The organism is Gaetbulibacter aquiaggeris (genome assembly GCF_044003965.1).
Taxonomy (GTDB): Bacteria; Bacteroidota; Bacteroidia; order Flavobacteriales; family Flavobacteriaceae; genus Yeosuana; species Yeosuana aquiaggeris.
Map to the genome: position 1 here is coordinate 556,936 of NZ_JBAWKC010000001.1, position 13,368 is coordinate 570,303.

Here is a 13,368-nt window from a genome sequence, read left to right on the forward strand (position 1 = left end):
CATGAAGTTAAATTACAGCGTTTTTCTATTCTTTTTACTCACTTCATATATTAGAGCGCAGCAAATAAAAGTGCTGAGTAACATTACTGAAGAACCCATTTCCGGGGTTATTATTTATAACGTTGATAAATCTAAAAGTGTTATTTCTGATTTAAATGGCGAAGCCTCTTTAACCATATTTTCTTCCGATGAAATTTTATATTTTCAGCATTTAACACATCTGCTTAAAAAGCTTGAAAAGGCTCAAATTGAAAAGGCAAATGTGGTTTATTTGGAGGTCATTACTCAGGCTTTAAATGAAATAGTTATTTCGGCTTCAAATTTTGAACAACAAGAAAGAGACATTCCTCAAAAAATAATTAATGTAAATGAAAAAAGCATTCAGTTTGTAAACCCGCAAACAAGTGCCGATTTGCTGGAATCTACAGGGCAAGTATATATTCAGAAAAGCCAATTTGGAGGAGGAAGCCCCATGATTAGAGGGTTTTCCACTAATAGATTACTCATTACGGTTGATGGCGTAAGAATGAATAACGCTATTTTTAGAGGCGGAAATATACAAAATGTTATCTCCATTGACCCTTTAAGCATAAAAAATGTAGAGGTTACTTTAGGATCTGGCTCTGTTATATATGGAAGTGATGCTATAGGAGGGGTTATGAGTTTTTATACTCAAAAACCAAAATTATCATATACGGATTCACTTGAGGTTAGTGCTAATAGCATGCTCAGATACGCCACAGCCAGTAATGAAAAGATGGGGCATATTGATTTTAATTTGGGATTTAAAAAGTGGGCTTTTTTAACCAATGCCAGTTTTACCAGTTTTGACGATTTAAGAATGGGTAAAAATGGTCCAGAAGATTATGTAAGAAATGAATTTGTTACAAGAATTAACAAAGAAGATCTCATAATTCCAAACAACAATCCATTGATTCAGCGACCATCAGGATACAATCAATATAACCTCATGCAAAAGGTACGGTTTGAGCCTTACAACAGCTTGAGTATTGATCTGGGGCTCTATTATACCACTACCTCTGATGTGCCGCGTTATGACCGTTTAATTCGATATGAAGGCGCAAATTTACGCTCGGCAGAATGGTATTACGGACCGCAACAATGGTTTATGGCCAACGCACAGATTACTAAATACAGCAGTCTCTCTAATTTATATGATAAGGCCAAAGTCACTATGGCGTATCAAAACTTTCAGGAAAGCCGGGTAGATAGAGATTTTCAATCAGATATTAGAAATATCAGGGAAGATGCGGTTGATGCCTATTCATTTAATTTAGACTTAGAAAAAAAATGGAGTCCTAAAACCCAATTTTTCTATGGTTTGGAATATGTATATAATAAGGTAATGTCTCAAGGAGAGTTTGAAAATATTAGTACTAATACTTTAATGCCAACCGTATCAAGATATCCTAATGGTTCTGATTGGCAATCGGCTGCCATATATTCCAGTATAAAATATAAACCCAGTGCCAAATTTGTTTTTCAATCAGGCTTACGTTTCAATCATATTGTTTCAAAGGCCAATTACAAAGAGAACAATGTGTTTTTGAACCTGCCTTTTGAATCTTCAAAGAATAGAGCGGGGGCATTTACGGGAACCGCCGGAATCAGCTGGTCCCCAAATGCCATTTTGCAATGGAAGCTTAATGCCGCATCGGCTTTTAGAGCCCCCAATATTGATGATGTTGGAAAAGTGTTTGATTCAGAACCAGGTTCTGTAGTGGTTCCTAATGAGTTCTTAAAACCAGAATATGCCTATGGTGGTGATTTAGGCTTAAGGCTTAATTTTAGCAACCTATTAGTTTTTGATTTTAGTACATATTATACCTATTTAGACAATGCTTTGGTGCGAAGAGATTATAGTTTAAATGGGGCTACTGACATTGTTTATGATGGTGAACTCAGTAATGTTCAGGCGATACAAAATGCAGCTAAAGCCTGGGTTTATGGCTTTGAAGCCGGTATGGAACTCAACTTTAGCAAACAAGTAAAATTGACCTCACAATATAGTATTATTGGTGGTACTGAAGAAGATGATAGTGGTGCTGAAACCCCCTTACGACATGCTGCTCCAAATTTTGGAAATACGCATGTGGTTTGGAATGCCAAGGCTTTTAAAATTGACCTGTTCGCTAATTATAATAATGAACTCTCTTATAATCAATTAGCGCCTTCTGAAGTTGAAAAGGATTATCTCTACGCTACTGATGTGAATGGAAATCCGTATGCACCATCATGGGTTACGTTAAATATGAGAACGCAGTACCACTTAAATGATAGTACCACCATCACCGCAAGTTTAGAGAATATAACAGACCAACGTTATAAAACCTATTCATCTGGTATTGCTGCGGCCGGAAGAAATTTTATTCTGGCTTTAAAATATAGTTTATAAGCATAAAAAAAGCCGAACTCTAGAATTTGAATTCGGCCTATAAATCTACTAGTGTATTTTTTTATCTATGAATCGCATAAGACGCAGCAATAGCATGATCTTTTAACTCTTTCATAAATATTCTGAACTTTGTTTTGAATTCTTTCATGGGGTTTTAATTTAAATTAGTAAAGTTTTATCGATAATTTTATTTAGTTTATCTGTTTATCTATGTTTTTTGCAGTGCTTGACAGTTTATCGATGTTTTATACATTTCAACATACTGTCAATCAACTACTTAACAAATATACGTTGATGTCTGATTTCCTTATAAAATATTTGTTTAAGGGTTTATATTTTTGTTGAATGGTATAGAAATGCCAAAAAATCGGGTGTGCTGCGACCTGAAGAAATTTTATTCTGGCTTTAAAGTATAGTTTATAGGTATAAAAAAAGCCGAACTCTAAAATTAGACTTCGGCTTGTAAAATTATTAAAGGATTTTTTTATCTATGAATCGCATAAGACGCAGCAATAGCGTGCTCTTTTATATCTCTGATAAAAAATTTGATTTTTAGTATAATTTTTTTCAATAGTGTAATTTTTTTCATGGTATTATTATTTTGGTTAGTAGACTTTAAAACTGAGGGGAGTTTTTCTTTTAAATTAAATCGCTTTAATTTTTTTATCTATGAATCGCATAAGATGCTGCAACAGCGTGCTCTTTTAACTCTTTCATAAATAATTTGAACTTTGTTTTGAATTCTTGCATGGGGTTATAATTTAAATTAGTAAAATTTTATCGGCTTTTTTTACATGGTTTGTCCACTTATCCATGTTTTTTGCAGTGTGTTACAGTTTATCGAAGTTTTTTACATTTCAACATACTGGCAATCAACTACTTAACAAATATACGTTGATATCTTATTTCCTTATAAAAAATTTGTTTAATGGTCTATATTTTTGTTGAATGGCCTAAAAATGCCAAAAAATCGGGTGTATGGATGTCTTGACTTTTGATTTTGAATTTGAGGTAGGGATAGTTTGGTAAAAGAGCATCAATCTTAAAATAACCTTCATTACGGGACAGAGCGTAAAGAAAATGTATAGCATACATTTTTAGTGAATGGGCCAGCTGGCGCGGTGTAAAAACAAAGAAGTAATCTTTTTGCTAGGAGTTCGTGTCATAAGATTGCTTCGCTTCGCTCGCAATGACGTTTTATTCGTCATTACGGGACAGAGCGTAAAGAAAATGTATGGCATACATTTTTAGTGAATGGGCCAGACGGCGCGGTGTAAAAGCACTGAAGTAATCTTACTAATAGGAACTCAAAATGTTTTCAGGTAAGCGATGGGCAGATTGCTTCACAGCTTCGCTGCTACCTTCTAAACAAAATATATTTTGTTTCTCGGTAATACTCGCAATGACCTATTATTTCTTAATAGCCTTTTTAGTAACTAATGCCCCGTTAGATAAGGCCACTTTAGCAATAAACACCGAATGCTTTAAGTTAGACAGGTTATAGGTTTCCTTATTATGACTGCCTTCCAGCTGATAGAGTTGTCTGCCCAATAGATCATAAATGGTAACGGTTTTAATGTTGAGGTTACCGGATGCTTTAAAGGTGACACGCGTATCATCTAGCTGTATAATTTGAACGGTATTAGCGTCTAAATCAAAAGTATCTGCAGATAAGGCCTGTGCATTAAACACAATTTCAAAACGGTTTGTAAACTCCCCGACTTCTGAAATAAAGGTATAATCAGACTCTGATAAATCGTGTATTGTATTTAATAAATTATCTTTTAAATACACCTTATTATTTTTTAGAAAATCACCTTGTACATACGGAACAGAGAGTTTGTATAAAGTAGCAACGTCTATTTTGGTATCAAAGCCAAGAGGAATGACTTCGTTTTCATTAAGACTGCTTTCCGCTTTTCCTTGAATAACAAACTTGGTGTCAGAATCAGGGATGTTTGTATATAAAATAGCCGGAGCATCTGAAGACAGATATTTAGGGGCATCAAAGGCGACACCATCATAATTATTAGTAGCTATATTTAAATAGCCAACTAAAATCTGGTTAAATACGCCATTATCAGAGGTTAAATTAACCCATAGTTTATTGGAGGACGCAGCCGTTTTACCCTTGATATTTGAATTCTTAAAAAACTGACTGTTACTGGTTTCATCAGCCATTTTCATTGTATTAGTAAAGCGAACTTCGCCTTGAGTTATATTGTTTCCAATATCTGTCCCTGGAACATCAATACCTTCAGCATATGAAACAAAAAAGCCCTGTCCGGAAGGAATGTATGCTTCTGGCTCTTGATTAGGTTCTGACACCGTGGGTTCAACTACTATAACAGAACCAACTAAATTTATACTTGCATAATCATCTCTGCTATAACTAGAACCATAATTTCCATTATTTAAAGGATTAGCTGCCGTATTATGTGTCCACAGGTAAATAACACCATCTATAGTGCCTGTATCGTTTAAGGCAACATCATAAAAATTTTCTAATAAAAAGGCTTCGGCATTAATGGCAGAAGGATAGGGGTTTCCTATTAAATTCCAATTAGCATCACCATCGAATTCGTCATTTCTAAAAATATCTACAGTAATGTCTCCGGTATTGAATGTGCCTGAAAACACAGCGGTATCTGTATAGGCGCTTCCAGGAGTATATGGCTCTTCTGGTGGAGCCGCAGCTATCACATAACCACGCCCAACATCCATTGGACCGCTGTAAATAATCTGCCAATCATTAATGTCGTCATCTAAACCATCAGGTTCTTCAATTAAAGTCCCCTTTTTGTATTTATCTACATAATTCTCTGCAACATATTCAAAACGTCTGTTACCGTAAGAGTTTGGAAAAACCGTTGCAATCTCTGCGCTTGCTACCGGAGAACTCCAATACACATAATGCAGTTCAGCATCATTGTACTCACGGGTTGTTTTATTTACAGTACCCGTTCCTGTAAAAATATTGCCATACTGTACAAAATTACCCTGAGTTTCAACAATTAATTCGCCATCAACAATGACATCATTTTCAACTTTAACAAAAGATCCGTTACCAACAGTTAAGCTAACGCCTGCATTAATAGTTAAACTACATGTTGAAATGTTTCCGTTTACCGATGTGTCATAATCTTCAGCAATAATAGCCTCTCTGTTATTTGGTCCGCCAGGACGATCCCAATCTCCAGCAATCCAAGTAGTGGTAAAATAACAAGGTATTTCAGAAACAGAACCATTAAAAGTAAAATTATTTATACTATAGTCCCCTGGGTTTGATCTTGCATTATATCCATAAAATCTAAAAGTTATTGGAGTAGTAATATTTTGGTAGGGAAGGCCAGATAAATTAATAGTGGCCCCAGTAGCAGTTGGAGTACCTATAGGTGCAACAAACCCATCTACACTACTTCGAAACTGAAACGATGCAGGACCGTTACCATTAGAAGCAATTCCGGTATAAACAAAATTTACAAAATCTATTTCATAACCAGCATTTGGTGTAATTGTAAATTCAAAATACTTATCAAGAGTAACTGAAGTTAAAAGACCCCAACTACTTGCATTATATGCGTTATTAGTAGAGACACCAGTTACTCCAGGTCCTATTCCAATACCGGATACTGTAATATTTGGGTCTATTGTTTGTCCTGTTGTATAAGGAGTACCAAGAATGGGCAAAATGGCTGTTCCCGTAATGGGGTTTGTAAATATGCTTTGCCCAAACCCAAAGTGTATAGTGCCAAAAAAGACTATTAAAAACGAAAGGGATTTTATAAAAGTAGATTTTGCATGCATCATTGTTAAATTTAAAATTTGGGGTTTTAACTATGTAAAGTTAATAATTCAATTGTTATTTTTGGAGTATGCAACCCAAAAAAACATATACCGTACAAGAAGCCACCAGCAAACTGGAGTCTTATTGCGCGTATCAAGAACGTAGCCATCAAGAGGTTAGGCAAAAACTAACCAATATGTTTATGATTCCTGAGGCTATTGACACCATAATAGTGCACCTTTTAAATCATAATTTTCTTAATGAAGAACGTTTTGCCAAAACATATGTAAGTGGCAAGTTCAAAATTAAGGCTTGGGGCCGTAACCGTTTAGCTTTTCAATTAAAGCAAAAAGGTGTGGGTAAAGTTAATATAAAAATGGCACTTGAAGAAATTACTGACGAAGATTATATCAGGGTTTTTAATGATTTAGCAGAGAAAAGAGTCTCTAGTATCAAGGAAACCAATAAGTTAAAGAAAAAAAAGAAGTTTATCGACTACTTTTTATACCGTGGCTGGGAAAGCCATTTGGTGTATGAAAAAGCTAATGAATTGATAAAATAAGCCTGTAAAAAAGCGGAAACAGCATCTATACCATTTCCGCTTTTAATATTATAAAGCCTGCTTTTACAAACTAAAAGAAGCCCCAATATTTACAGTAAACTGATTGAATAATTCTTGGCCCGGAGTTAAAACACCCGTGTCATATTTTGCAAGAGGGACATTAAATTCAGTGTACACACCGAAGCCCTCTGTAAAGAAATAACGCAGACCTAAATGACCGCCAAAGTTTTTAAGGCTCAGGTCTAAACCAGGGTAAATATCAAAATTTTCATCAATATTAACCACATTGCCTAAATGGGCATTAAAACGGACCTTGGCATCAAAACGGTCACCAAAAGTAGCGTCAATGGCATTATCATTTTTTATGCCTAAAGCATAGGAACCTGATACGCCTATAGAGATGTTTTCACCTAAACCATAGTCAAAGCTCACGTTGATTCCGGTGGCATTGTTTTGTAAACTGGTACCCACCTGAAATTTATTATCTGTGTTGCCTTTAAACGCTTGTGCATGACTAAGAGAGACACTAAGAATAGCGACTAATAAAATTAATTTTTTCATCTTTTTGTTTTTTAATGATAAAATGCCATTTGCAAAGTAAGCGGGTTGGGTTTAACAACATTGTTAGCTCTGCCCATAGCACGATTTGAGTTTAAAATTAGTTGGCAAATATATTACAAGTTTTGATATAATATGAGTTTAAAAACCAGGAGATTTCTTAAAATACCTAAAACAGGCAAATCAACCGATTAAATAAGAGTTGCTTATACAGCAATCCCATTTTTTTTATGGGTTCTAATAATGGCCTGTTGGTTTTTCCAGTCAATCCATTCTTGCCCTTTTAGGCGTCTCATGGCGTTATCAAAATGGCGCATAATAAACAGGTTGTAAATGGCTTTGGATAAGTTTTTAGGGTTTCTTGGAATGCCGCGTAAGCTTAAAGAAAATCCGGGTGTGATATAGCGCATATAATGCCAGTAACCTTCGGGCATATATAACACTTCACCATGATTGAGTTCTGTTTTAAAGCCTTTTGCTTTTGCCAGTAAAGGCCATTTTTCAAGATCAGGCTTGGCAAAATCAATATCTTCTCTGGTAATTAAAGAGTGTGGTACTTTATACAAATAATCATTCTGGTTCTGGTCAAACAGGATAATTTGTTTGCTGCCTTCAAAATGGAAATGAAAAATATTAGCGAGATCAATATCATAATGCATAAAGGTGTAAGAATCACGTCCGCCAAAAAATAACATAGGAATATCTTTCATAAGACGTAAACCAAGATCTGGAAAGCTAATATCTTTTTGAAGCTCAGGGATTTCCTTGAGGGCGTTCCATAAAAAAATACGGTATCTGGTAGGCTCACGCTTCAACAAATCAATATAATCGCTCATTTTCATTGTAGCATGCGCTTCATTAAACCCGTCTTTGTAATCTACAGGGCGGTCATCATATAAAGGAATAGTTATATGGCCGGCAACGGTTTTCATGTAGTCTAAATTCCATTTTTTGTAGGCAGGCCAGTCGTCAATATAACGCTCAATCACCACAGGCTTTTGTGGCTTAAAATAATGGGTTATAAAGTCGTCTTTACTAATGGTCTTAACACGAGGAATGTCTTGTAGGTTCAATGTCATGGACGCTGTATTACTAGTTCAAAGTTAAGAAAAGCTTCTGAAATTTGAAATAGTATTTTGTGCGTTTCCTTTCGGGCCGCGCTTTCCGCACTACATGGTAGTTTGCTGCAATCGCTAACGCAAATCGAACTCAAAAAAATAGTTATTTAATGCCAAAAAAGGTCTCAAACAGGGCATAAAAAGTTTCAGGTTCTTCTAAATAGGGGTTGTGTCCACTTTCTTCAAACATCACAAATTGCGCTTGTGGCATAAAGGTTTTATACTGTATATTATACTCTGGAGTAGAAACACCATCATATCTGCCGGCAACAATCAAGGTTTTAGCAGGCACCTTTTTTAGCTGTTGTCTGTAATCCTGATGGATCATACTGCCACTGACATCAAAATCACCATCTTCGCCAATAATAGACTCATAAACATCAATTGCCATGGCTCTGTAAGGTTCTTTAGGGGCATTTCCTTTTATTGCAGTATTGTGATAATATACATATTTGGTAGGAATACTGGCGTATAAAGTTTTTAAAGGTTCCTGGCTGGACACATATCCTAAAGTTCTTAAAGAATCAACCTGTTTCCATTTTTCAGGAAAATGTGTTTTAGCATAATGGTTATAACTATCACAATTGGCCTGCCACATGGCACCGCTATGAAAACCATTTATCAGCATTAATTTATCAACCAGACTCGGGTATTTTATGGCATAGGCTTGTGCGGGAACCGTGCCATAAGAATGCCCAACAATAGAAATTTTATCAAAGTTTAAAAGTTGCCGTAAGTTTTCAATAAGAGCCACATCATTTTCAACAGAATATTCAGAGTTGTCTTTGGCATCGTCACTTTTTCCTCTTCCTAAAAAATCAAAAAATACCACGGTATTGGTTTTGTAATACTGTCCAAAATTAGCTTGCATGTAATCATGAGAATTACCTGGCCCGCCAGGCAAAAAGAAAATAGGGTCACCGCTACCTTTAACTTCTACATTGATTTTATAGCCATCTATTTCGTAGAATTTAGACTCAAATTTACTGAAGATGTCCGGGTCTTTTTGTGAAAAGGAACTTAGAGTGATAAGAAGGAAGATGAGGTTTAGAATAGCTGTATGCTGTTTCATATTTAATTAGGATTTGATACAAACATACTTAAATTTTATAAAGAGAAAACAAAGGTTCTTTATCTATATTATTTAAAATTATAAGTTACTCCAAATAACACATTCCCTTTTGGCATGGGTACTAAGTTTGTTTCAGTATATTCTGTGTTAAAAATATTGTTAGCAACTATTGAAATTTCAAAAGCCTTAAGATTTATATTAACGCTGGCATCAACAACTGAATAACTATCTCCTGAAGTTCTTTCGGCATATTTGTAAACAATGCTTTGAGACACATTTTTTATAAAACTGGTGCTTAATCTGGAAGTTACATGATGTTTTAATGAATTGATGGAGTACCTGGAGTAATTAACATTGATGTTTTTTAGTTCATCCTCTAAAAAGGTGTAAGCAAGATTTAATAGTTGATTAAAGGATCCTAATTTGAAATTATAACTGGTGTTTATTTCAAAACCTTTAGTGTTTAATTCTGCAATGTTAGTCGCTTGCCATTTATCGTCCACATTGTCTTTAACATAATCAATAAGTTTTTTGGCGTCTCTGTTAAAAAGGGCAAAAGAAGCACTAAAATGATTCGTGTTGTATTTCAAACCTAATTCTTGAGCAATGGCTTCTTCTGGATTTAAATTTTCGTCACCTAATGTATTAGGGTCGCTGTAATATAAATCGGTATAGGTCGGTATTCTGTAGGTATAACCAATGTTTCCATAAGCTTTTAGGGTATGGCTGATTTTATAACCTAGATCAATTCCAGGAAATGCATGAAACTTAAAATCAGAAAAATAATTTATCGCTACACCAGGAGTGACATCTAATTTGCCATCAGCCAGTTTAAATAAATGCTCTAAAAAAATCGTGGTCATAAAACGCTGGCGTTGGCCTAAGTTATTACTTGACAAATACACTTTTGCCATATCAATTCCAAAACCTGTCACCCCTAGATCTGAACTATATTGCGCATTAATTTCTGCTCCAACTTTATTGGTCTGGTGTAAATTTCGGTAAATAGAGGGGTCCTGACGCACATAAATATACTCGTCTTGATTACGTCTCCAGTACAAACGTGGTTTTAACGTAAGCTTATCATTATTAATTTCTGTGGTGACACCAACCAAACTGGTTTGTGTTTCCTCATATTGGTTGATAGCCGCCGGGCTAGCATAAAAGCCATTGGCGCCAAATTTTCGTTCAGAAAATGAGGTTATCATATCAATAGGAAGCGCATTTTTATTAAAAGTACTTTTAATAAAATAGTTCTGGTTGTCATAGTCCGTGTTATAACGATACCCATCTGAAATGTTTCTTGAAACATGAACTAAATGAGCGGAGTTTTCTAAATTACTGGCCACCGTCACTATCCCACTTTTTTGACCAAAAGAGCCTGCTTGCACACCTAAAGAAACCAAGTTGTCCTGATTTTTTTTGGTGACAATATTAATGGCGCCTGTAAAGGCATTTTGCCCAAAAACTCTTGCGGCAGGACCTTTAATAATTTCAATACGTTCAATAACTTCTATTGGTAACGCCATATTCATAGTATGGTGTCCGGTTTGTGCGTCTTCAACTTTAATACCATCAATTAGTAATAGCGTCTGATCAAAACTACCGCCACGAATGTATAGATCGGCTTGCATACCTGCGGTTCCGCGGCGTCTGATGTCCACTCCGGCAAATTGTTGCAATAAATCTGCCACATTGGTAGCGGCACTTTGTTTAATATCTTCAGAAGTAATGATGGTGATGGTTCTTGAATTTTCAGAAAAAGGCAAGTCAATTCTGCTGGATTTGATAACCACTTCCTGTAATTGCTCTCTTAAAGTGTCTTGTTGAGAAAGGATGTTTTTGCTGCATAATAGCAACACTAAAATCAATGAGTTTTTAAAGCGCATCTGGTTGGATTTTGGGCAAAATTAATAAAATTAACCAAACCCAAATGATAATAATGGATTAATACAAAGCACACGAAAAACAAGAATAGAAAGAGTTTGAAGACAATGGGTTATAAAAAAATGTATTGAATATTTTTAAATAGTATCTTAGGCGCTAAATTTTATGTTATGAAGAGATTTCCTTCTTATCTGTTTTTGATCGGGGTGTTGTATAGTTTAAATGCACAAGTGGCAACTACTTATGCCATTTCATTTGAAAATGCCGCGCATCATGAAGCTTTTATTGAAGCGACCTTTACAGATTTAAAAAGTGATAAGGTTGAGTTAAGAATGAGCAGAACATCACCCGGGCGTTATGCTTTACATGAGTTTATAAAAAATGTGTATGGGCTAAAGGTTACAGACGGAAAAGGAAAAATTATAGAGGTAAGCAGAACAGATCCGTATTCATGGAAAGTTAAGGGACATGATGGCACCATCTATATAAGCTACACATTATTCGCTAACCGAGGAGACGGTACTTATTCGCAAATTGATGAAACCCATGCGCATTTGAATATGCCGGCAACCTTCATATATGCAAAAAGTTTAGAAAATAAAGGGATTGAAGTTACTTTTAAAACACGTAAAGACTTAAACTGGAAAGTGGCAACACAATTAAAACCCATGAGTGGCAATACCTATTATGCCAGAGATCTTCAATATTTTATGGACAGCCCTACTGAAATTAGTAATTACAGCACACGTTCTTTTGACGTAAAAGGGCAAACCATTCATTTTGTGTTACACCATAATGGGACAGAAGTTGAATTAGATACTTATTTTGAAAAGGTAAAGAAAGTGGTATTACAGGAAGAAACAATTTTTGGGGAACTTCCAACCTTTGACTATGGTGTTTATACCTTTTTAGCATGCTATATTCCTAATGCATCCGGAGATGGTATGGAGCATAGAAACTCAACTATTTTGACTTCGACCAGGAGTTTAGCCGAGGGCGGAATGGATGGGAATATTGGCACGGTGGCACATGAGTTTTTTCATTCCTGGAATGTAGAACGTATTCGCCCTAAAGGGTTGGAGCCTTTTAATTTTGAAGAAGCTAATATGAGTGGTGCATTGTGGTTTGCGGAAGGGTTTACCAGTTATTTTGATGATTTATCTTTATGCAGAGCAGGTTTAATGAGCCCTGAAGACTATATTAACAGCCTAATAGGAAACTTTAACTATGTATGGAATTCTCCCGGAAGGCAGTTTTTTAATCCTATTGAAATGAGTACTCAGGCGCCTTTTGTAGATGCCGCAACCTCAGTTGATCCTGTGAATAGAGTCAATACCTTCATATCCTATTATTCTTATGGCAGTATGCTTGGGCTGGCTTTAGATTTGTCGTTAAGAGAAAAGGGATTGAACCTTGATGATTACATGAAATTGATGTGGACAAATTTTGGTAAACTGGAAAAACCGTATGCCGTTGAAGACTTGCATCATACTTTGAATCAATATGCAGGGAATGATTTTGGTGATTATTTTTTTGGTCATTACATCTATAAAAGTGACATGCCAGATATGAAACGATTACTAAATAATGTAGGTGTGTCTTTAACTCAAGACAAGAGCAAAGTTTCTTTTGGAGCATATGTACAAAATGGATTGATTGTTGAAAACACTATTATGGGCTCTTCGGCTTATCTGGCGGGTTTGGAAAATGGTGATAAAATCATTCAAGTGGGAGAGGTACTCATTGATGATTCGGCAGATTTAGATACCTTATTAAATAACTATAAACCAAATGACAAAGTATCTATTATTTTTGAACGACTAGGAGTTACTAAAGAAACCTTGGTAACATTTCAAGCAAGTCATGCGTATCATTTGGGTCTGTTGAAAACTAATAATGTAGAGCTAACAGCAGATAAAATGGCAAATAGAAAGGCTTGGCTACAAGCTGATTAATTCTTTTGTTTTC

The 13,368-nt window shown here is 35.4% G+C and carries 8 protein-coding genes; 3 read left to right on the forward strand and 5 right to left on the reverse strand.

Features of this window, described 5'->3' with window-relative positions; genetic code table 11:
- Nucleotide 1 precedes the first annotated feature (1 nt).
- Complete coding sequence (locus V8G56_RS02260) at nt 2-2,416, forward strand: TonB-dependent receptor plug domain-containing protein (RefSeq protein WP_395436839.1); 2,415 nt, start codon at nt 2-4, stop codon at nt 2,414-2,416.
- A gap of 1,410 nt (nt 2,417-3,826) precedes the next feature.
- Here V8G56_RS02260 and V8G56_RS02265 read toward each other — a convergent pair.
- Nucleotides 3,827-6,226 carry a hypothetical protein gene (locus V8G56_RS02265; RefSeq protein WP_395436840.1) on the reverse strand — a complete coding sequence of 800 codons (2,400 nt, stop codon included), beginning with the start codon at nt 6,224-6,226 and terminating at the stop codon, nt 3,827-3,829.
- A 65-nt stretch (nt 6,227-6,291) separates the two neighbouring features.
- On the opposite strand from V8G56_RS02265, the gene V8G56_RS02270 reads away from it, so the two are divergent.
- The gene (locus V8G56_RS02270) at nt 6,292-6,765 is read left to right on the forward strand and encodes a regulatory protein RecX (protein WP_395436841.1); all 474 of its coding nucleotides are present in this window, start codon (nt 6,292-6,294) and stop codon (nt 6,763-6,765) included.
- Nucleotides 6,766-6,828: 63 nt separating this feature from the next.
- On the opposite strand, the gene V8G56_RS02275 is transcribed toward V8G56_RS02270, so the two are convergent.
- The 4 genes from V8G56_RS02275 to V8G56_RS02290 form a co-directional block, all read right to left on the reverse strand.
- Nucleotides 6,829-7,326 (reverse strand): DUF6646 family protein, encoded by a 498-nt coding sequence (locus V8G56_RS02275; protein WP_395436842.1) that lies wholly within the window; start codon nt 7,324-7,326, stop codon nt 6,829-6,831.
- A gap of 203 nt (nt 7,327-7,529) precedes the next feature.
- Nucleotides 7,530-8,402 carry a cupin-like domain-containing protein gene (locus V8G56_RS02280; protein ID WP_395436843.1) on the reverse strand — a complete coding sequence of 291 codons (873 nt, stop codon included), beginning with the start codon at nt 8,400-8,402 and terminating at the stop codon, nt 7,530-7,532.
- A 142-nt stretch (nt 8,403-8,544) separates the two neighbouring features.
- On the reverse strand, nt 8,545-9,513 hold the full coding sequence (locus V8G56_RS02285; RefSeq protein ID WP_395436844.1) for an alpha/beta fold hydrolase: 969 nt from the start codon (nt 9,511-9,513) through the stop codon (nt 8,545-8,547).
- A gap of 68 nt (nt 9,514-9,581) precedes the next feature.
- A complete protein-coding gene (locus tag V8G56_RS02290; protein ID WP_395436845.1) occupies nt 9,582-11,402 on the reverse strand; it encodes a TonB-dependent receptor in 1,821 nt (606 codons plus the stop codon).
- A 168-nt stretch (nt 11,403-11,570) separates the two neighbouring features.
- On the opposite strand from V8G56_RS02290, the gene V8G56_RS02295 reads away from it, so the two are divergent.
- Nucleotides 11,571-13,355 carry a M61 family metallopeptidase gene (locus V8G56_RS02295; RefSeq protein ID WP_395436846.1) on the forward strand — a complete coding sequence of 595 codons (1,785 nt, stop codon included), beginning with the start codon at nt 11,571-11,573 and terminating at the stop codon, nt 13,353-13,355.
- The last annotated feature ends 13 nt before the right edge of the window (nt 13,356-13,368 follow it).